This is a genomic window from Xanthomonas sp. NCPPB 2864 (assembly GCF_056675615.1).
Window position 1 is genome coordinate 1 of the sequence record NZ_JBWWVS010000016.1, and the last position, 17,887, is coordinate 17,887.

Consider the following 17,887-nt stretch of genomic DNA (forward strand, 5'->3'; position numbering starts at 1 on the left):
GTGGGGCAGGCCACCCGCAGCAAGCCGGAGGGCTGCACGTTGTCGTGCAGCGCCATCTCCGACTCGCCCACCGCATCCAGGATGCGGCGCACCTCCGCGTAGTAGCGCTCGCCCTCCGGCGTCAGCACCAGCTTGCGGGTGGAACGGTTGAGCAGCCGGGTGTGCAGGTGCTCTTCCAGCGCCGCCACGTGGCGGCTGACATTGGGCTGGCCCAGGCCCAGGTCGCGCCCGGCCGCTGAAAAGCTGCCGGTTTCCACCGCACGCGCAAAGCAGGTCATCAGCAGAAACCGGTCCATCGCCCATCCTCATTCATGCGCATACTGCATGAATGGTATGTGCCGGCGCGGTCTTCCGCCACATTCGGCATGGGCGCACGCTGCACCCCATCGAAGGCCGGCCACATGCGGCGGGCCTGCCACCCTCCCAGGAGCACCCATGTCCCGTCTAGCAGGCAAACGCACCCTCATCACCGGCGGCACCAGCGGTATTGGCCTGGAGACCGCCCGCCAGTTCCTGGCCGAAGGCGCCCGCGTCATCGTCACCGGCAACAACCCGGAGTCCATCGCCAATGCCAAGGCCGCGCTGGGCGCCGAGGTGCTGGTGCTGCGCGCCGATTCGGCCAGCGTCGCCGCGCAGCAGCAGCTGGCGCAGGCGGTGCAGGCGCATTACGGCCAGCTCGACATCGCCTTCCTCAATGCGGGCGTGTCGGTGTGGGCACCGATCGAAGACTGGACCGAGCAGGCCTTCGACGCCTCCTTCGCCATCAACGTCAAAGGCCCGTACTTCCTCATGCAGGCGCTGCTGCCGGTGTTCGCCAACCCCGCCGCGGTGGTGCTCAACACCTCCATCAACGCGCATGTGGGCGCGGCCCGCTCATCGGTGTATGCAGCCACCAAGGCGGCGTTCCTGAGCATGGCCAAGACCCTCTCCAGCGAACTGCTGGCGCGCGGCATCCGCCTCAACGCGGTCAGCCCCGGCCCGGTGGAAACCCCGCTGTACGACAAGCTCGGCATCCCCGACGCGTACCGCGACCAGGTCAACCAGGACATCGCCGCCACCATCCCGCTCGGCCGCTTCGGCACCCCGGACGAAGTGGCCAAGGCCGTGCTGTACCTGGCCTCGGACGAATCCCGCTGGACGGTGGGCTCGGAACTCATCGTCGACGGCGGCCGCACGCTCAACGGCTGAGCGTTTCGAAGGCAGTAGCAGGCGAACGGCAACACCCACAGCCTTCAAGCGCGACACCGAGCGCTGCAGTGTGCGTCCACGTTGCGGCGCAAGTGCAGCGACTCAATAATGCGCACGCCCTCTTCAGCGGATGACACGTGCGCGCTTTATTCGTCTATGCCGCTGTCCCCGCGATCCTGCTAACGGCGGTGGCAACCGCCCACGCAGCCCCTGCCGCTGATTTATGCGGGGTCTTGCGCGCCTTTGTCGGTGCAGTACAGCCGGGCCAGGTGCGCAGCTTTGCGTTTCACACCTCATGGGGAACCAACTTCAAGCATGCGCAAGAGCAGGCGCTTTCCGCCAAACGGTGTGAGCACGGTGGCGACCCCGCCGCGCAGGCCGTCTGCGCCTACCTGATGCAGCATGGGCAAACAGAGCTTGCAGACGCCACGGTAATGGACTCGGTGGCCTGCCTATCGAGCGGCACCACATTTGACAGCAGCCTAAGACTGCATCACGCCGAGCTGTCCTTTCGTCATGAGGCCATCAACGCAGGCGCGACGGTCACAGTCACCTTTGGCGAAGAGACGGAACAGGGCGGCAGGGTGTTTCGACTTCAGGCAGAAGGCGACTAGCGACGCCCTACATTTGCTCAGAGGCGCAACGCGCATTCGAGGTAACAAGCAACCGCTCACTAACCGCGCGTGCGGTTGCGTCATGCGGCTGTGGAAGGTCCGCATCCGGGCACGTGCTACCGGCGAAACATGCCGGCATGCCGCGTCAATGAATCTGCAACGCCGCAATCTTGCCGCCCACCAGCTGGAACACATGCTCCAGCTGCAGCGGGCTCTGCGGAAAATCGCCAGACACCTGCGCAGTGACACTCACTTGCTCGCCCTGGGTGTGCACGCCAACCGGCACCGCACGATACGGCGTGGTGGCCTGCGCCTGTGCCAGCCAGGCAGCAATGGCGGCAGCGCCACGGTGCTGGCGGTGCTCGTCGTACACCACCGCATCGTCGGCCAGGTGCGGCAGCAGCTCCGTGGCATCGCCGGCGTTGCTGGCGGTAAAAAAGCAGGCAATGGCGGCGGGCAGGGCTAGCGACATGGTGGCGGTCCGGTAGAAACGGTATGCCATGATCAGCAGCGGCATCACCTGCCGCAAGAACGCACGCAAAGGTAAGTCACGCACCCATGGGAAAGCCGCACACCCCGGACACCGCCGCGTGCGATGTCGAAGCCCTGCTCAAACTCATCGAAGGCCGCTGGAAACTGCTGCTGCTGTTCCACCTGTTCGACGGCAAGGTGCAGCGCTACTCGGATCTGGAGCGGCTGATTCCCGCCATCTCACAGAAGATGCTGGCCCAACAGCTGCGCCAGCTAGAACGCGACGGCCTGGTGCTGCGCACCATCTACGCGCAGGTACCGCCGCAGGTGGATTACCGCCTCACGCCGTGGGGCCAGGCCCTGTGCCCTGCGCTGGATGCAATGCTCACCTGGGGCCAGGCGCGGCAGCCGTTGACCGAACCATCGCCGCAGTGATGACTCGGCACGCTGCTGTGGCATGCCGGCCTTAAAACAGCAGGCACACAGCACCACGCATGTCGCCAAAGAACTGGCCCAGATAACACACCGGTGGTCTTGCAGACTCTGCCGTCTCGCGCGCTGCCATCAGACTTGTCCGGCCGCCATAATCGGCCTAGTTTCGCCTCGCCACCATTCGGGTAGCGAGGAGGTCACGCGCATGGCGACCAACGAGAAAACCGGCCCCAAGGCGGCAAAGGCGGCAAAGGCGGCTAGCAAGGTCCTGAAAAGTGGCAGCACCGGCAAGAATTCAAAAACAGCGGCCGCGTCCGCTTTAAGTCAAGCGCCGGACAAGAAAAAGAAGTAACTAAGCGAACACTGCAGTAAATCGGTGAAGGCGCTCGACCAAGCACGAGCGCCTCTTACTCAAGTGATCTCAGGGCGTGGAGTCACAACCGATGACACCGCTGGCACAAAATTTCGGGTACCCCGCTGACAAAACTGTTACACAACGTTAGTGTGCAGTCTGGAACGGGGGTTTCATGGATGGGAAGCGGACGGGGAAGTACCGGGTTTACAGCTGTGCGGTCATTACCGTGGCCGCTTGGGCTCGCTGCGGGAATTGGCGCCTTTTTTGCTATCTGCAATGGCATGCTGTGGCTACTGTTGCAACAAGGCGGCCCACCCGGACAAGGTTTCATTCAAGCCCTCGGTGCGACGGTGGCACTCGCCGCATGGATGGTGCTGGACAAATGCTGGCAGGCCACTCCTGCTTCATTTTCTAGCGGTTACCAGCACCGCGAGCAGCTGAGTATCAGCACAGCAGTAGCAAACTTAGCCGCCAATGACACGTGGCAGTTAGAACTGCTAGCGGGTAAGACCTTCCGCTATCAATACTGCGCTTTAAACGAAAGCGGCCTGAGCGGCACTGAGCTGATCCTGCGTAAAGACCCTCGCCGCACACTTGCGCAATGCAGACAATGTAAACGCCAGCAGGTGAGCGTCAGCATCGTGCGCGAGACGTACAGCTCGTACATCTCAACGCTAATGCGGTTTGAGACTGTTTGCACCTGAAGTTATACAAATAAAGCTGAATGGAGTACGACATGAGTAATGGCTTTTCCGTTGAGTTCAGGAGAGGAACATCACCAGGCAGTCCGACTGGGGGGTACGTAATATGTTTGATCGATAACAACTGGGATGATTGGTTTAAGTTTGAGACGACTTTCAATATTGGGATTTGGAAACCCGATAAAAAATATTATTCGCTAGGAGAATTGAAGGTAGGGCAAAAAGGTCTCACGTCTGAAAAACGTAGGCCTGCGGTTCCCAGCTACTTCACGGACTCAATTGGATCGGATTTTTTCTCTTTAGGACAGAGTGAATCATATTACGAGGCTGTTCGTGAGCTAGGCGGGGAGTTAGCTGAAAGGATTTTTTCTTGCTTGAGAGACTGCGCCTATGACGAAAATATATACATAGAGAACAGGAGCGAGGAATCAATGCAGGTTTCTCTCCTGCGTTCTATTAGTGAGTCCGAAATAAGGGGGAGATTTCGGCGGCTTGCTTATGGTGATGCCACATTAACGCCATACAGCTTTGAGTTCGCGGGTTACGATGAGGAAAATCCTCTTTCACTAGCTTTTGAAGTCATACCAGAATCTGTTCCACCGACAAACGTCCACGTGATGATAGGACGTAACGGGGTAGGAAAAACTTATCTTATGCAGCAGATGCAGAAGGCACTTCTTCAGGATGAAGAGGCTAAGCTGAAAATAAAAATCTCCGAATCCATGAGTCATGGAATGGAAAGCCCAGTGGACTTTGCAGGCATAATCGCAGTTTCGTTTAGCGCTTTTGACGAATTCAAATCAAAGGTAGAGACCGCATACATAAATGCACGATTAAAAATAGATTATGTCGGCCTTAGGGATCACAGCGCCGGTGCCCCTCGTACAAAAACGCCTCGTGATCTAACAAAAGACTGGATTCAAAGTATCTCAAAGATCCGAATGGAAGCTAAATCGTCTCTGCTCCGTCGTGTAATCGAATCTCTAAACTGCGATCCAATATTTTCCTCCCTTGATGTTGCTAAATATTCTTTGTACAGTACTTTTGAAGAAGCCGAAAAATTCTTCGATCTTTTAAGCTCCGGCCACAAGATCGTACTCTTGACAATGACGGAGCTTGTCAGGTTGGTTGGTGAAAGGACTTTAGTGCTTCTTGATGAGCCCGAGGCTCATCTGCACCCACCGCTACTTGCCGCATTCGTTAGATCGCTATCCGACCTTCTAGTTTCCCGGAATGGTGTTGCGATCATTGCTACGCACTCTCCAGTAATTTTGCAGGAAGTACCGGCAGTATGTTCATGGATATTAAATAGATCGGGTCGGATAATGGTTGCTCAACGTCCAGGAGCAGAGACATTTGGAGAAAATGTTGGAATAATATCTCACTCAGTGTTTTCACTTGAAGTAACCGAGTCAGGCTACAACTCATTAATTAAGCGAGTTGTTAGAGAAAATCCTCGCCTCGATTATGAAGAGCTTCTTGGAGAGTTCTCGGGACAATTGGGACTTGAAGGGAGATCTTTGTTGCGCGTCGCTCTTGCAGGGGAGTCAGATTTGTGATTCCAGATAAGTCGGCTTACGGTCGCGTATATCTACGTTGTGTCGAGAACAAGATACCTCACGCTGTTAGAGACAGGTTGAAAGCAGTCCTGCCAGAAGTATCGGAGCTGTACGCAAAGTACATAGAAATAGCACCAAGCGCTCAATTGTTCTCATTTGAAGTCAAGGAGAAGCTGGGAACTATCACAGACCACATCAGTGATCAGGAGATGCATGATCTCTATGATACATCGATGGTTAGAAAAAAAGGGGGCGGACGTGCGGATTATGATCGGATAAAACTAGCCCCCCCATTTGGAATCTGTCCCTACTGCGGTCAATTGCCTGTAAAAACGCTGGACCACTTTTTGCCTCGCTCCAAGTGGAAAATGCTTTCCGTATGTCAGGTTAACTTAGTCCCGGCTTGCCGAGATTGTAACGCCGAAAAGAAAGAATATAGCCCGAACTCTCCGGCGGATACTTTGTTTCATCCGTATTTCGATAACAAAGACGCTTACGATTGGCTTTGCGCAGATGTCGTAGAATCAACGCCCGTGAGGTTCGAGTTTTGTGTCAAAGTTGGCAATGGAGGGGCGCTATTTTCATCTCGAGCAGTCACGCATTTTGAGAAACTAAAATTAAAAGTTCTTTATGAAACGCAAGCTGCCACCGAGGTGGCGAGCCTCGCCGGTCCATTGTTTAGAATATACAAGCAAGCGGGTGCGGCTGGCGTGAGACATGAATTAGAGAATAGATGTGAGGACAATAAAGCGCTGAGCCTAAATTCGTGGCGATCCGCCATGTATGCTGGTGCAGCAAAAAGTCAATGGTTCTGCGAAATGCACTGGCTATAGGTCTGATGGTAAAGCAAGGCACAGAAGCTGTTTGATATAAAATTGAAGCCACTATCCGAGAGCCTGCCGAGCTAAGTAATATCTAACAAAAAAACATGTTTATTTAAGGTTTTTTAAACACTAGAGGAATTTTTTGTGGTGTCAGATCTTCGGGGGATTAAGCTGACTCTGCATAATAAATTTTACAACCTAAGATTTGGACCGTCGATGGGAAATAATCTAATGCTCCACCGTGGCACGGTGCGCGATTGCGATTCTGCGCGCTGCCTTGGCTGTGTGCGCGACAATCCAAGCCTGCGTGCATGCGCGCGGGTCAGTCGCCCAATGTCAAGAAACTACGAGGGATAGCAAGTAAAAGCCGTCGTGCACATAGATATCGCTACAAAGCAGTTCCCAAATCATTGAGTACCTCGTCCACCTGCTCGGCCAAGTGCTGAAGGCAGTGCGCCCATTGCTGGAGTGGAATGGCTGGTACACCGAGCGAGCCTTCGTCGCGGGCGCGCGGCGCAGCCAAGGTGGCCAGCAGGCGCAGTTGGTCGCGTACGCGCAGCAGGTGGTATTGCGTGCCTTCGGACATCCAGTAACCGGGTTCGTTGTGCATGCCGCTCTCCTTGCCGTGAGGCAGCTCCCGCTGCACAACGCAGCGGGATGCCGGGAGGCTAGAAACCGCAGACAGCCGGCGGGCTTATTCCCCTTGCGGGTGTTGTATTCGCCGCCCTCCCGGCGCAAGAACGCCGAGCAGTGCCAGGCCAGATGGCCGAGCACAAAAAACCCACCAATTTCTCGGAGGTGGGTACCGCTGTCTGTGTGGAGTTTCTAGGCTCCGAGCGGAAGTGTGCGTGTGGCGGTGAGTTGGGTCAAGTTGAAGCGATGTCCGGCGCTCACACGTGCGGCTTTGCACGTAATTTTTTCGAATGGACGCGCTGCGGCAATCACGCGCCAGCTATCAGTTGACACATCGCCAAACAGGTAGCAATCTCGGCTGCAAGGAGCCTAGAAACTCCTCAGACAGCGGTACCCACCTCCGTCAAACCGGTGGGTTTTTTGTGCCTGGACTTTTTGTACGAGTGCAGCCGACGCGAATGCCTATGTCGGAGTGCAGCCAATGCAAAGATGTTCGGGAAAACAATTCTGAAGTCTGTCTATGGTTTCTAGCCTCCCGACATCCCGTCGCGTCGTGCGACGGGGCTTGTTCGTCAAGGAGGGCTTTGCCATGCGTCGATCCCCATCCCGTTCCACGTCAGCGCGCAAGCGCGTCACGGTGCCGCCGCCTACCGAAGTCGTCTGGCGCTCGCTGGATCCCTCGATCCAGCCGCGGCCCTACCTCGAGCGCACGCCCGTCCCCGAGCCTCGCGCCGAACCCCGCACACCACGGCGGCCCGGCCGCCCGCGTGCGCCGCAGCAGTGCACCGTCGGCTATGGGTACTATCCCGACAGTCACCAGCGCATTCCCACCCTGCGCCTGCGCGGCCGCTGGCTGGAACAATTGGGCTTTGCCATCGGCAGCAAGCTGCACATCCGCCAGCGCGATGGCGAGCTGGTCATCAGCGTTGTAGACCCACGCTGATCACGCCGCAGCGCATGCGCGCACCGCATGTGCCCGGCCCGTTGCTGGAGACGTCGCATGATGAGTGAGGGCATGACCGGCGCGTCGCGTACAGACCGCCACGGTGTTATCGGCAAGACGGTCGCGGCACGCTCGCATGTCGCAAGCGGGGTGACGGTTGAGCGATACGGCAGCCGCCCGTGGCGCCACCGCAGCGCCTACGCCGTGCGCGAGCTGCCGGCCCGCGCGCCCATGGCGGGCATCTACGCGCTTGCCCGCTTCACCACGCGCTGGCAGGTGCGCGAGGAGCGCGCACCTGCCAGGGAGCGCTTCGACCAGGCCGTGGTGCAGCTGCAGGCGGAGCTGCTCACCTACATGCGGCGGCGCCTGCGCGACCCGCACACCGCCGCCGACCTCGCCCAGGAAGCGCTGCTACGCCTGCTGGCCTACCGCGACACGCCAGACATCCACAGCTACAAGCTGCTGCTGTACCGCATTGCCCACAACGTGGTGCTGGAGCATTGGCGCACGCGCCACCGCAGGCACGCCTCCCGCCACGTGCCGCTGGAGTGCAGCGAACCGCTCGCCGCCACCGGCACGGCGGTGGACCAGCTGGTGGACGCCCGCCGCACCCTGCAGCACCTGCACACCCACACGCTGCCCGCGCTGCCGCCCAAATGCCGCCAGGCCTTCATGCTCAACCGCTTCGACGGCCTCACCTACCCGGAAGTCGCCGCCGTCATGGGCATCTCGGTCAAGATGGTGGAAAAGCACATCAGCCGCGCCCTGGCCGCCTGCCGCGCGGCGGTGAGCGAGTAACGCCAGGGCAATGCATCGCCCGGGTTGGTAATCACGGCCAGTCAAGGCCGTTCACCACCAGGAGCTAGAGTCTCTCCTGGTCCACTCAGGAATCCAACTCGCCGGACTTTATGGAAAATCTCTGCAAGTCTCTTATTGCCGCTTTTGTCTTCTTGGAGTTTTCTGGCAATGACGTCGTTGATCCGGACTCGGCGGTTGCAGTGATGGAGGCGATGACAACAGAGCTGCAATCTTCATCGGCAGAAGAAAAGCAAGCCCTCATTCGGCCATGCGCGCAACAGGCAGCTGCGTTTCGCTCGGTCTCTCATGATGCGCGTATCGCACAGTTCATTGCAGACCTTCCGCAAACCACAGGCTTGATCGGATACGATGGCTGATAGTTCAATTATTGACGCTAGTCCACCGTCCGGCGAGGATAGTACGACGCCGTATTCCGACGGTAGACCAGTAGTTGGGCACAATGAAGAGCTCTGTCACTCGCTTGCATCAGGTGTTAAAGCGCATCGCTTGGTGCTGCGCGCTTCTCACCGCCGCATTCGCGGCTACCGCCATTGAGTGGCAAGTATTCGCCGATAAAGGCCCTTGGTGGGCTGCGTTCATTACATTTGGGGTCACGGCATTGATTGGAGCAGCACCCTATGCCATCTATACCGCATTTATACCAGCATCTAAGGCTGGTCCGATGCTGAAGTCAATCGTGCTGTGTGTCCTAGTCGCACTGTCAGTCGTGCCGAACGCGTGGTGGTTTGCGACAGACGCTTCCACGAACGGCTGGAACTTCTTCATCGTTCCTGCGTTTCAGGTGTTCTATCTCCTCGTTGTCGTGCCTTTCATCATCGTGCTGATGCATGCGCTTAGTCGGAGATGTGTGCGTGCGCCTGATGCCTAACGGTTTGCGAGCGCGTGTCATTGGACCTATAAACTATGCAGCTGTTCCTAGATTTCGGGCTCGTTTTCATCGGGCGCATTCGCTTAGCAAAAATGACGAAGACAGAGGTGCGAAAGATTGGGGATAGTCCATGACTGGTCGAGGATCGTGCGATGCCGCATTTCGCGGTCCAACACTAGCCAAATCGCAAACCATGCCATTGTCTGACGGCACTAAAAATCCGCTAGTCATGTTCGTACCCGTAATGCTAGCGCTTTGCGGCCTAACATTTTATCTGTACTGACGCGCTTCGCTCCTCGTTAAAACTCTAGGTATCTCATGAAACAACGTGTGGTGTTTGTAGATGTTGATGACACATTGGTTCGCACCTTCGGCACCAAACGCATTCCTATGCCTCCTGTCATCGCCCGCGTGCGGGAGTTGCACCAGCAAGGAGTAGCGCTTTACCTCTGGAGTTCCGGGGGCGCAGAGTATGCCCGCGACTCGGCAGTGGAGCTGGGCATCGAAGAGTGCTTTGAAGGCTTCTTGCCCAAGCCAGATGTTTACTTGGACGACCAGCCCGTTCATGAGTGGCGCTACTGCCAGCACGTGCTCCCAGGCAATGCTAACGACGCATAACGAGGCATCAAACTAGCTGCTCGGACAGGTGCTACAGGCACTGTGCCCATTGCTGCGGCGGAATCGCAGTTGCATCTAGCGTGCTGGCCTTTGGTGCGGCACAGCCGCCCAGCTGGCAGCGCCCAATCCTGTGTCGCGTTACTGCAGCGTTGCGTGGATGGCCGCTGCAGTTGGTGCATAGGGCGAGGGGAGCTGGCGCGCGGCGTTTTGCGTACCGAACGAAGCGAGCAGGAAGAGCAGCCCCAACACGGCCGGTACCGTGTCCTTGGGCTTGCGCACACCCAGATGCGCCATGCCCGACAACAGCAGATGGTAGAACATGCCGGCGTAGGCCAGATCGCTCAACGCGGTGTTGAAGCGCCACACAATCGCCACCGGGCCCAGGATCTTGATGACGATCATCCAGGGCACCAGCAACGGTGCCGAATACCCCAGCTCGGCCTGCGCCTTGCGCACGAACTCGCCCTTGGCCAGATACATGCCGGCAGAAGCCAGGTACAACAGGCACAGCAGCGCGGTACTGATCCAGTAAATAGAAATGCTCATGGTGTTTGCCAGTCAATATTTAAATGCAACCGGGCATCAGAATGTCGCCTAAGATATCGATTGAAAAGTAGGATGAATCACCAGGGCTTAGTATGAAAAAGCAGACCATTGAGGACGGCGAGCACAACATGCACGAACAGATGCGTCGCGCATTTGCGTTGCTGTCTGGCAAATGGAAGCTGGAAATCATGTGGCTGCTCAATCAGCGCGTGTATCGCTTCGGCGAGCTGCGCAAGGCCATCCCCGGTGTTACCCAACACATGCTCACGGCGCAATTGCGCGAGCTGGAAGCAGATGGCCTGGTCACGCGCACCGTGTTTGCGCAGGTGCCACCGCGCGTGGAATACGCCATCACGCCGAAGGCGCGCGGACTGGGCCCAACGATGGAAGCGCTGACCGCGTGGTGGCAGCAACATGGCGACAGCGTTGCAAAGCGGCCCGCTGCACGCGGGCGCAAGGCCGGCGTTTAGGACGCAGTCCAGGGAGCGCGTTATGCGCATGCACGTGGCTTGATCACCGTTGCGGCGACGTGCAAACACTCCTGGCCGTCAGCCTGGTAACTCAAAAACCATTTCCAAACCCTAAAACGCCAACGCCCCGATCAGGTCGGGGCGTTGGTGCGATCTCTCGCCGAAGTGGAATCCACCGTCTACGTCGTTGTGCGTGACGCCTGACGGCCAATCCACTGCTTCAGCGCGGCGGGCGTAATGCCTGCCTATAGTGTTGACTTGCCAGCGTTACTTGGCGGCGTCGCGCACTTTGTCGGCGACCTGGCCAGCCTTGTTCTGCACCTTGCCGACATTCTTTTCGGCAGCGCCTTCCAGCTCGGTGCTCTTGTCGCCGGTGACACGGCCAACGGTTTCCTTGATGGAACCCTTGACCTGCTTGGCGGTACCTTCGATACGGTTCTTGTCCACGGGGTGCCTCATACGGTTGGGGATGTTGCAGCCCAGTCTGTACCCGCAGGACGTGAGTGCGACGTGGGCATGCCGTCATCCCCGCGTCAGCACGCCCAGCTGGCGCGCAGCGCCACCGCAGGGCACGCGCGCGTCTGCACGGCTTGCTGAGGTCGCTGCGTGCCACAATGCGCGCACTTTCCGCCAGGCAATGCCGTCACGTGAGCACACAGCGCCCCGCCATCGAGTCCGCCGGCCTGGAGTTTCTTGCGGGGGGCGGCGAGATGGGCGCGTTGATGCGTGCACACGACTGGGCCGCCACGCCGCTGGGCGCGCCGGAGACCTGGCCGCAGTCGCTGCGCTCGTCGTTGTCGGTGGTGCTCAACTCCACCCTGCTCGGTGCGGTGCTGTGGGGGCCGGAGCTGCGGCTGCTCTACAACGACGTGTACGTGCAATCGATGGGCGACCGTCATCCACAGGCGCTGGGCCAGCCGGTGACCGAGGTGTGGAAGGAAACCTACGCGCCCATCGCACAGGACTTCGCCCGGGTGATGCAAACCGGTGAGGGCTTCGGCCAGGGGGTCATCGCCTTGCCGATGCTGCGCAACGGCGTCAACGAGATGACCTACTGGAATGCCACCGCCTCGCCGATCCGCGGCGAAGACGGCAGCATCGTGGGGCTGATGAATATCGCCATCGAAACCACCGCGCAGGTGGCGGCCGACCGCAACCGCGACATCCAGCACGCGATGCTGAGCAACGAGAACACCCACCTGGTGCACGAGGTGGTCAACCGCACCAGCGAGCGCGATCGCGCACTGGAGGCCGAAACCGTGGCGCGCCGCAATGCCGAGCGCGTGCAGCTGGCGCTGGCGGCCGGGGCGATCATCGGTACCTGGATTTGGGACCTGCCCACCGACGCGTTTTCGGTGGACGAGGCGTTTGCGCAGAACTTCGGCTTCGATCCGTCCACCAGCCGCAGCGGCCTGTCGCTGGAGCAGGTGATCCAGACCGTGCACCCGGACGACCGCGAGGGGCTGCGCGTGGCCATTGGCGAAGCGCTCGCCCGCGGCGGTGCCTACGCGCATCAGTACCGGGTCAAGCGGCGCGACGGAAAGTACTACTGGCTGGAAGCCAATGGCCGGGTCGAAAAGGGCGCCGATGGCACGCCGCTGCGCTTTCCCGGTGTGCTGCTGGACATCGAGGCGCGCCACGCACTGTCGGAAGAGCGCGACCGCGCGCTGGCGGCACTGCGCGAGCTGAGCGATACGCTGGAGCAGCGGGTCACCGAGCGCACGCGCGAGCTGATGACGGTGGAAGAGGCGCTGCGCCAATCGCAGAAGATGGAAGCGGTGGGGCAGCTCACCGGCGGGCTGGCGCACGACTTCAACAATCTATTGGCGGGCATTTCCGGCGCGCTGGAGCTGATGAGCCTGCGCATCGAACAAGGCCGCTTCCGCGACCTGGAGCGTTACGTGGCCACCGCGCAGGGCGCCACCACGCGCGCGGCTGCGCTGACCCACCGGCTGCTGGCATTTGCGCGGCGGCAGACGCTGTTGCCCAAGCCGACCAACGTCAACCGGCTGGTGGTGGACATGCTGGAGCTGATCCAGCGCACCGTGGGCCCGGGGATCTGCGTGGAAAACCTTGCCGCGACCGAGCTGTGGCTGGCCCTGGTGGATGCGCCGCAGCTGGAGAACGCGCTGCTCAACCTGTGCATCAATGCGCGCGATGCGATGCCCGACGGCGGACGCCTGTGCGTGCAGACCAGCAACCGCCGGATCGACCGCGAGATGGGCCAGCAGCTGGGCATGCCGGAAGGCCACTACCTTTCGCTGTGCGTGAGCGATACCGGCACCGGCATGCCGCCGGACGTGGTGGCGCGCGCGTTCGATCCGTTCTTCACCACCAAGCCGATCGGCGAGGGCACCGGCCTGGGCCTGTCGATGATCTACGGGTTTGCCAAGCAATCCGGCGGGCAGGTGCGCATCCATTCGGAAGTGGGCAAGGGCTCGACGGTGTGCATCTACCTGCCGCGGCATGCCGGTGCCGACGACAGCAGCGACGGTGGTGCCGCCACGCTGGAACTGGCACCCTCGCTGGCCGGCGAAACCGTGTTGATCGTCGACGACGAACCGTCCATCCGCCTGCTGTTCACCGAGGTGCTGGAGGAGCTGGGCTACACCGTGCTGGAAGCCGGCGACAGCGCCACCGGGCTGGGCATCCTGCAGTCGCCGGCGCGCATCGACCTGCTGATCAGCGATGTGGGCCTGCCCGGCGGCATGAACGGCCGGCAGATGGCCGATGCGGCGCGCGTGGGCCGGCCCAGGCTCAAGGTGTTGTTCATCACCGGCTTTGCCGAACACGCGCAGTTGAACGACCGCCACCTGGAACCGGGCATGGCAGTACTGGCCAAGCCGTTCAGCGTCAGCCTGCTGGCGGCGCGGGTCAAGGAGATGATTGCGAGCGAGTGCTGAGCGGTGGCGCTGCGCATGCGCCGGTCAGGGCCGGTGCGTGTGCCCGGCCTGCGGCGACCGGGCCGGCCTCACTCCACGCTGGCGGCGACCAGCCGTTGCCATAGCGCGGCGTTGGCCGCGTGGTCCGGCTCCAGCGTGGACAGCACACTGAGCGCATGCTCCTCCTGCTCGGCACCGTGGCGGGCGAGCATGGCCAGCGCGGCGGCCAGCCGGCCGTAACGCAGCGCCATGCCGAGCGAGCTGGTGAGCAGGGTGGTGTCGTGCTCGGGGCGTTGCTCGTCCAGCGCGGTGCCCAGCGCGGCGGGCAGGTCCCAGGTGGTGGCAATGGTCTTGGCGACGGCGGCGGTATGGCGTTCGACCAGCGCGGCGGCCACTTCCAGGCTGTAGGGCAGGCTCGGGCGCTCGGCATAGGCATCGCGCAGCACGCGCAGGATCACCACCGCGCCCAGGCCTTGCAGCAGGCCGGCCAGCTGCGCCGACAAGGTGTCGCCACCGCGCTCGCGCATGTAGGCGGCCGCAGCGGCGGCGGTCCGCAGGGCGTAGTCCCACACTGCCGCCGGCAGGCGTGCGTACAGGCCGCCCTCCAGGCTCAGCACCGGCTGCATCACGGCGGCGGCAACGATCTGGCGCACGCCCTCGGTGCCGATATGCACCACGGCCCGCTCCAGGCTTTCCAGCGGGCCGCCCTGCGGGCGATACAGCGCGCTGTTGGCGATGCGCAGCAGGTTGGCGGCCAGCGCCGGGTCCTGCGCGATGATCGCGGCGATGCCACGGCCGGAAGCATCCGGGTCGTTGACCGCGCGCATCAGCTGCGGCAACAACTGCGGGCGGCGCGGCAATAGCTGCGGGCGCAGGTCCACGTGGTCGAGCGCAGCGCCCACCGCCGCCAGCACCGCGGCCTGGGCCGGGTCGGTCGGCAGGTGGCCGTCGGCCAGCGCCGGGGTGGACATCACCGCGGCATACATGCGGCGCAGCAGCGGCTGCATCGGAGGCGGCCCGGACGGCAGGGGCTGTGCTGCAGCGGCGGCATGCGCCTGGGCCTGCGGCGGCGCCGGCACCTGCTCAGCCGCCGGCTGCGGCACGTGCGGCGCTGCTGCGGCATGCGTGACGGTGGCAGACGCGGCAGAGGCAGCCGTGGTGCGCGCGCGCTGGCGCAGCAGCAGCCAGGCGACGACGCCGGCGAGTCCCAGGCCGGCAAGCAGTCCGGCAGCAAGCAGCAACACAATCACAAAGGTCCAGGAGTCGTCCGATCGGTGCAGCGACTATCCGCGAAGCCGGTGTTGACGGCAATGCAGACGTGCGGCGGCGTGCGATGCCAATGGCGCCCGCCACGCGCGCGCCAGGGCCGGATACCGGCAATGACCTGCTGCACTGCAGCGATGAGTGGGGTGTCTTCAAGTTGACTGCTGCGCTGCACGTGGCGCTAACGCCGCAGGCCGCACTATGCGTCACCAGCTGTGCAGCCCTAGAGCATCTAGGCAGCTTAAAGGGTGCAGGCATCCGCAGTTGGACCACTTTCGATACCAAGACACCGCGCACTGCGCGGTGTCTTCGTTTGTGGATGGCGATGGGCACGCGCGCTGTATCGCGGGCGGCGGCATCGCGGCACAGGCGCGCTACAGCGTGCCCTGTTTCCACAGCCGCACGATCGCGGCCGGTGCATGTTCTTCGGGGATGCGCAGCGGCTCGCTGGCACCGTCCCAGGCAATGCTGAAATAACGGCGGTCGCCGCCACCGGCCTGTGGGCGCGGCAGCGCATGCACCAGGCACTGGTCCAGCAAGGTGCGCAGCTGCAGGCGCTGCGCCTCGTCCAGGTCATCCATCACCAGCTGGCGTTCGCGCCGCATGGCGGGGAAGGCGGCCACCCCGCCCTCGCGTGCCAGCCGCAAGGTCACGCCTGCATCCACCGGTGGACGCTGCGGACTCATGCCAGCACGCCCACGTCGCGCCAGGCCTGTTGCACCGCGGTTGCCTCGGCACTGCCGGCGCCATAGTCCGCACCGGCAATGCTGACGGTGAGCGCGGCAAAGGTGGCGAAGTCCGCACCGGCGGCCAGGTTGCCGCCGCTGAGCGCGCGGTACCAGATGCGGCCGGCCTTCTCCCAGGCGTAGCCACCGATGGCCACGGCTGCGCGATAGAACGCGTGATTGGGAATGCCGGAGTTGTAGTGCACGCCGCCATCGTCCTCTTGTGTGTCGACGTAGCCGGCCATGCTGGCCGGTTGCGGATCCTTGCCCAGGGCCGGGTCATCGTACGCCGTGCCGGGCGCGCGCATCGAGCGCAGGCCCACGCCGTTGATGCCGGGCATCAACAAGCCGGCGCCGATGATCCAGTCCGCCTCGCTTGCCTGCTGCTGCAAGGAGTACTGCTTGATCAACACGCCGAACACATCCGACAGCGACTCGTTCAGGGCACCGGACTGGCCCTGGTAGATCAGGTTGGCGGTGCGCTCGGTCACGCCATGGGTCAGCTCGTGGCCCACCACGTCGATGGCGATGGTGAAGCGGTTGAAGACCTCGCCATCGCCATCGCCGAACACCATCTGCTCGCCATTCCAGAAGGCGTTGTCGTAGCCACGCTCGTAATGCACGGTGCCGATCAACGGCATGCCGTCGCCGTCGATGGAATTGCGCCCGTATACCGTCTGGAAGAAGTCGTGCGTGGCGCCGAGATAATCGTAGGCCTCGGTCACCGCCACATCGTCGGTGGCGGCAGCGCCCTCGGCACGGACCAGGGTGCCGGGCAGCGCGGTGCCTTGTTGGGCGTCGTAGATCTGCCGCTGCACGGCTTGCGCGGTGGGGGCGCTGGCAGCATCGGCAGACAGCGTCTGGGCCCGTGCGAGCAGGCCGAGCGCGCGCTGCTGGCGCAGCTGCGCGGTGATCTGCCGGGACAACAGCGCGCACTGGCGCGCACGCTCGGGCGCGGCCTGGGCCACATGGTCCAGCAGGTACGGCGGCAGGATGCCGGCACGGCGTGGCGTGACGAATGCAGACATAAGCGACCTCCACAATGGGCTGCGCCCGCGACTATGCCGAGGCCGGCTTTAGGAATTCGTTAGGCCGGTGCACGGTGCGCCGCGTGCAGGCATCGCGATAGGCCTGGCGTTCATTCCAGCTGCGACAAGGCCTGCTGAATCGGCGTCTGCCCGTCGATAAAGCCCACCGTCTTACCGATGGTGGCCGGCATGGCCAGTGCCGCGGCAATGACCTGCGCGACGTTGGCGCGCGACACGCCGCCATCGGCATCGCTGCCTGGATCGCGGGTGATGCGGCCGCTTGGCGGCTCCAGCGTGAGCCGCCCCGGCCCCAGCACGGTCCAGTCCAGCGTGGTGGTGCGCAGCTGCGCATCGGCGGCGGCCTTGGCCTGCGCGTAGGCGAAGAAGCCATCGTCCGGGCCGATGCCGTGTTCCAGCCCGGCGCCGAGATAGGACACCATCACATAGCGGCGCACGCGTGCCTGTGCGGCGGCATGCATCGACCGGATCGCCGCATCGCGGTCCACCGCGTAGGTGCGCGCCGCATCGCCGCCACCAGCGCCGGCCGACCACACCACCGCATCGTGCCCGGCCAGTTGCGCGGCGATCGCATCGGTGTCGGCCTGTTCGATATCGAACACCTGCGGGGTGGCGCCGTCGGCAATCACATCGTCTGCGTGCGCAGGATTGCGAAACAGTGCGGTGACCGAATGCCCACCGCGTGCCAGCAACGGCGTCAGCAGACGCGCGACCTTGCCATGGCCACCGATCACGACGATACGCGACATTCCAACCTCCAAGACGGTGCGCCATGACGGCGCGGGCTGCACGCATCCTCGCCAACCTGGCGCTAAGGCAGCGTGGATGGGCGTGGAGAGGCGCTCCGTATGCGCATGCACTTGCAGGTGCGTGGATTCGATCCAGCGGGTGCTTGTGTAATGCGGCGCCACGGCGCTCGCCCTGCGCATC

General features: G+C 61.9%; 23 protein-coding genes. 14 read left to right on the forward strand and 9 right to left on the reverse strand.

Annotated elements, in window-relative coordinates:
• A partial coding sequence (locus AC1KVE_RS20060; protein ID WP_481093103.1) for a LysR family transcriptional regulator occupies positions 1-296 on the reverse strand: 296 nt, incomplete at its 3' end.
• A gap of 139 nt (positions 297-435) precedes the next feature.
• On the opposite strand from AC1KVE_RS20060, the gene AC1KVE_RS20065 reads away from it, so the two are divergent.
• Both AC1KVE_RS20065 and AC1KVE_RS20070 read left to right on the forward strand, forming a co-directional pair.
• Positions 436-1,188, forward strand: a complete 753-nt coding sequence (locus AC1KVE_RS20065) for an SDR family oxidoreductase (protein ID WP_039411623.1) — start codon at positions 436-438, stop codon at positions 1,186-1,188.
• Between the two features lie 137 nt (positions 1,189-1,325).
• Positions 1,326-1,802, forward strand: a complete 477-nt coding sequence (locus AC1KVE_RS20070) for a hypothetical protein (RefSeq protein ID WP_481092514.1) — start codon at positions 1,326-1,328, stop codon at positions 1,800-1,802.
• Positions 1,803-1,947: 145 nt separating this feature from the next.
• Here the strand turns inward: AC1KVE_RS20070 and AC1KVE_RS20075 are convergent, their stop codons facing one another.
• Entirely contained in the window at positions 1,948-2,274 is a 327-nt protein-coding gene (locus AC1KVE_RS20075) for a nuclear transport factor 2 family protein (RefSeq protein WP_184380645.1), read from the reverse strand.
• 86 nt (positions 2,275-2,360) lie between these two features.
• Between AC1KVE_RS20075 and AC1KVE_RS20080 the strand changes: the two genes are divergently transcribed.
• The 5 genes from AC1KVE_RS20080 to AC1KVE_RS20100 all read left to right on the forward strand — a co-directional run bounded on the left by AC1KVE_RS20080 (position 2,361) and on the right by AC1KVE_RS20100 (position 6,153).
• Positions 2,361-2,708: a winged helix-turn-helix transcriptional regulator gene (locus AC1KVE_RS20080; RefSeq protein WP_481092515.1), complete on the forward strand. Its 348-nt coding sequence runs from the start codon at positions 2,361-2,363 to the stop codon at positions 2,706-2,708.
• Positions 2,709-2,910: 202 nt separating this feature from the next.
• Entirely contained in the window at positions 2,911-3,057 is a 147-nt protein-coding gene (locus AC1KVE_RS20085) for a hypothetical protein (RefSeq protein ID WP_481092516.1), read from the forward strand.
• Positions 3,058-3,341: 284 nt separating this feature from the next.
• Positions 3,342-3,764: a hypothetical protein gene (locus AC1KVE_RS20090; protein ID WP_481092517.1), complete on the forward strand. Its 423-nt coding sequence runs from the start codon at positions 3,342-3,344 to the stop codon at positions 3,762-3,764.
• Positions 3,765-3,796: 32 nt separating this feature from the next.
• Entirely contained in the window at positions 3,797-5,320 is a 1,524-nt protein-coding gene (locus AC1KVE_RS20095; protein ID WP_481093104.1) for an AAA family ATPase, read from the forward strand.
• A 77-nt stretch (positions 5,321-5,397) separates the two neighbouring features.
• Positions 5,398-6,153: an HNH endonuclease gene (locus AC1KVE_RS20100; RefSeq protein WP_481093004.1), complete on the forward strand. Its 756-nt coding sequence runs from the start codon at positions 5,398-5,400 to the stop codon at positions 6,151-6,153.
• A gap of 379 nt (positions 6,154-6,532) precedes the next feature.
• On the opposite strand, the gene AC1KVE_RS20105 is transcribed toward AC1KVE_RS20100, so the two are convergent.
• Entirely contained in the window at positions 6,533-6,754 is a 222-nt protein-coding gene (locus AC1KVE_RS20105; RefSeq protein ID WP_481093003.1) for an XAC0095 family protein, read from the reverse strand.
• Positions 6,755-7,366: 612 nt separating this feature from the next.
• Here AC1KVE_RS20105 and AC1KVE_RS20110 point away from each other — a divergent pair.
• The 5 genes from AC1KVE_RS20110 (at position 7,367) to AC1KVE_RS20130 (ending at position 10,025) form a co-directional block, all read left to right on the forward strand.
• Positions 7,367-7,720 carry a SymE family type I addiction module toxin gene (locus AC1KVE_RS20110; RefSeq protein WP_481093002.1) on the forward strand — a complete coding sequence of 118 codons (354 nt, stop codon included), beginning with the start codon at positions 7,367-7,369 and terminating at the stop codon, positions 7,718-7,720.
• 72 nt (positions 7,721-7,792) lie between these two features.
• The gene (locus tag AC1KVE_RS20115) at positions 7,793-8,518 is read left to right on the forward strand and encodes an RNA polymerase sigma factor (protein WP_481093001.1); all 726 of its coding nucleotides are present in this window, start codon (positions 7,793-7,795) and stop codon (positions 8,516-8,518) included.
• A gap of 110 nt (positions 8,519-8,628) precedes the next feature.
• Positions 8,629-8,895 (forward strand): hypothetical protein, encoded by a 267-nt coding sequence (locus AC1KVE_RS20120; RefSeq protein WP_481093000.1) that lies wholly within the window; start codon positions 8,629-8,631, stop codon positions 8,893-8,895.
• Positions 8,896-8,978: 83 nt separating this feature from the next.
• Positions 8,979-9,407 (forward strand): hypothetical protein, encoded by a 429-nt coding sequence (locus tag AC1KVE_RS20125; RefSeq protein WP_104594127.1) that lies wholly within the window; start codon positions 8,979-8,981, stop codon positions 9,405-9,407.
• Positions 9,408-9,725: 318 nt separating this feature from the next.
• Positions 9,726-10,025: a DUF705 domain-containing protein gene (locus AC1KVE_RS20130; protein WP_104594126.1), complete on the forward strand. Its 300-nt coding sequence runs from the start codon at positions 9,726-9,728 to the stop codon at positions 10,023-10,025.
• A gap of 138 nt (positions 10,026-10,163) precedes the next feature.
• On the opposite strand, the gene AC1KVE_RS20135 is transcribed toward AC1KVE_RS20130, so the two are convergent.
• Entirely contained in the window at positions 10,164-10,571 is a 408-nt protein-coding gene (locus tag AC1KVE_RS20135; RefSeq protein ID WP_481092999.1) for a DoxX family protein, read from the reverse strand.
• A 92-nt stretch (positions 10,572-10,663) separates the two neighbouring features.
• Here AC1KVE_RS20135 and AC1KVE_RS20140 point away from each other — a divergent pair, with 92 nt between their 5' ends.
• Positions 10,664-11,041, forward strand: coding sequence for a winged helix-turn-helix transcriptional regulator (locus AC1KVE_RS20140; RefSeq protein WP_039517994.1), 378 nt, complete (start codon positions 10,664-10,666; stop codon positions 11,039-11,041).
• 267 nt (positions 11,042-11,308) lie between these two features.
• Here AC1KVE_RS20140 and AC1KVE_RS20145 read toward each other — a convergent pair whose 3' ends face one another.
• Complete coding sequence (locus AC1KVE_RS20145) at positions 11,309-11,488, reverse strand: CsbD family protein (RefSeq protein ID WP_016902944.1); 180 nt, start codon at positions 11,486-11,488, stop codon at positions 11,309-11,311.
• 167 nt (positions 11,489-11,655) lie between these two features.
• Between AC1KVE_RS20145 and AC1KVE_RS20150 the strand changes: the two genes are divergently transcribed.
• Positions 11,656-13,944, forward strand: a complete 2,289-nt coding sequence (locus tag AC1KVE_RS20150; protein WP_481092998.1) for an ATP-binding protein — start codon at positions 11,656-11,658, stop codon at positions 13,942-13,944.
• Positions 13,945-14,012: 68 nt separating this feature from the next.
• Here the strand turns inward: AC1KVE_RS20150 and AC1KVE_RS20155 are convergent, their stop codons facing one another.
• The 4 genes from AC1KVE_RS20155 to AC1KVE_RS20170 form a co-directional block, all read right to left on the reverse strand.
• Complete coding sequence (locus AC1KVE_RS20155; protein ID WP_104574755.1) at positions 14,013-15,173, reverse strand: HDOD domain-containing protein; 1,161 nt, start codon at positions 15,171-15,173, stop codon at positions 14,013-14,015.
• A gap of 387 nt (positions 15,174-15,560) precedes the next feature.
• Complete coding sequence (locus AC1KVE_RS20160; RefSeq protein ID WP_026064425.1) at positions 15,561-15,872, reverse strand: protealysin inhibitor emfourin; 312 nt, start codon at positions 15,870-15,872, stop codon at positions 15,561-15,563.
• The gene (locus AC1KVE_RS20165; protein WP_481092997.1) at positions 15,869-16,939 is read right to left on the reverse strand and encodes a M4 family metallopeptidase; all 1,071 of its coding nucleotides are present in this window, start codon (positions 16,937-16,939) and stop codon (positions 15,869-15,871) included. The genes AC1KVE_RS20160 and AC1KVE_RS20165 overlap by 4 nt, the downstream gene beginning before the upstream one ends.
• A 110-nt stretch (positions 16,940-17,049) precedes the next feature.
• The gene (locus AC1KVE_RS20170) at positions 17,050-17,706 is read right to left on the reverse strand and encodes an SDR family oxidoreductase (protein WP_481092996.1); all 657 of its coding nucleotides are present in this window, start codon (positions 17,704-17,706) and stop codon (positions 17,050-17,052) included.
• Positions 17,707-17,887: the final 181 nt, after the last annotated feature.

Excerpts from the sequence above, each read along its gene's own strand:
- AC1KVE_RS20065 (WP_039411623.1), top strand. The coding sequence starts at position 436 with ATGTCCCGTCTAGCAGGCAAACGCACCCTCATCACCGGCGGCACCAGC.
- AC1KVE_RS20075 (WP_184380645.1), bottom strand. The coding sequence starts at position 2,274 with ATGTCGCTAGCCCTGCCCGCCGCCATTGCCTGCTTTTTTACCGCCAGC.
- AC1KVE_RS20080 (WP_481092515.1), top strand. The coding sequence starts at position 2,361 with ATGGGAAAGCCGCACACCCCGGACACCGCCGCGTGCGATGTCGAAGCC.
- AC1KVE_RS20085 (WP_481092516.1), top strand. The coding sequence starts at position 2,911 with ATGGCGACCAACGAGAAAACCGGCCCCAAGGCGGCAAAGGCGGCAAAG.
- AC1KVE_RS20090 (WP_481092517.1), top strand. The coding sequence starts at position 3,342 with ATGCTGTGGCTACTGTTGCAACAAGGCGGCCCACCCGGACAAGGTTTC.
- AC1KVE_RS20095 (WP_481093104.1), top strand. The coding sequence starts at position 3,797 with ATGAGTAATGGCTTTTCCGTTGAGTTCAGGAGAGGAACATCACCAGGC.
- AC1KVE_RS20105 (WP_481093003.1), bottom strand. The coding sequence starts at position 6,754 with ATGCACAACGAACCCGGTTACTGGATGTCCGAAGGCACGCAATACCAC.
- AC1KVE_RS20110 (WP_481093002.1), top strand. The coding sequence starts at position 7,367 with ATGCGTCGATCCCCATCCCGTTCCACGTCAGCGCGCAAGCGCGTCACG.
- AC1KVE_RS20115 (WP_481093001.1), top strand. The coding sequence starts at position 7,793 with ATGACCGGCGCGTCGCGTACAGACCGCCACGGTGTTATCGGCAAGACG.
- AC1KVE_RS20120 (WP_481093000.1), top strand. The coding sequence starts at position 8,629 with ATGGAAAATCTCTGCAAGTCTCTTATTGCCGCTTTTGTCTTCTTGGAG.
- AC1KVE_RS20125 (WP_104594127.1), top strand. The coding sequence starts at position 8,979 with ATGAAGAGCTCTGTCACTCGCTTGCATCAGGTGTTAAAGCGCATCGCT.
- AC1KVE_RS20130 (WP_104594126.1), top strand. The coding sequence starts at position 9,726 with ATGAAACAACGTGTGGTGTTTGTAGATGTTGATGACACATTGGTTCGC.
- AC1KVE_RS20135 (WP_481092999.1), bottom strand. The coding sequence starts at position 10,571 with ATGAGCATTTCTATTTACTGGATCAGTACCGCGCTGCTGTGCCTGTTG.
- AC1KVE_RS20140 (WP_039517994.1), top strand. The coding sequence starts at position 10,664 with ATGAAAAAGCAGACCATTGAGGACGGCGAGCACAACATGCACGAACAG.
- AC1KVE_RS20150 (WP_481092998.1), top strand. The coding sequence starts at position 11,656 with ATGCGCGCACTTTCCGCCAGGCAATGCCGTCACGTGAGCACACAGCGC.
- AC1KVE_RS20160 (WP_026064425.1), bottom strand. The coding sequence starts at position 15,872 with ATGAGTCCGCAGCGTCCACCGGTGGATGCAGGCGTGACCTTGCGGCTG.
- AC1KVE_RS20165 (WP_481092997.1), bottom strand. The coding sequence starts at position 16,939 with ATGTCTGCATTCGTCACGCCACGCCGTGCCGGCATCCTGCCGCCGTAC.
- AC1KVE_RS20170 (WP_481092996.1), bottom strand. The coding sequence starts at position 17,706 with ATGTCGCGTATCGTCGTGATCGGTGGCCATGGCAAGGTCGCGCGTCTG.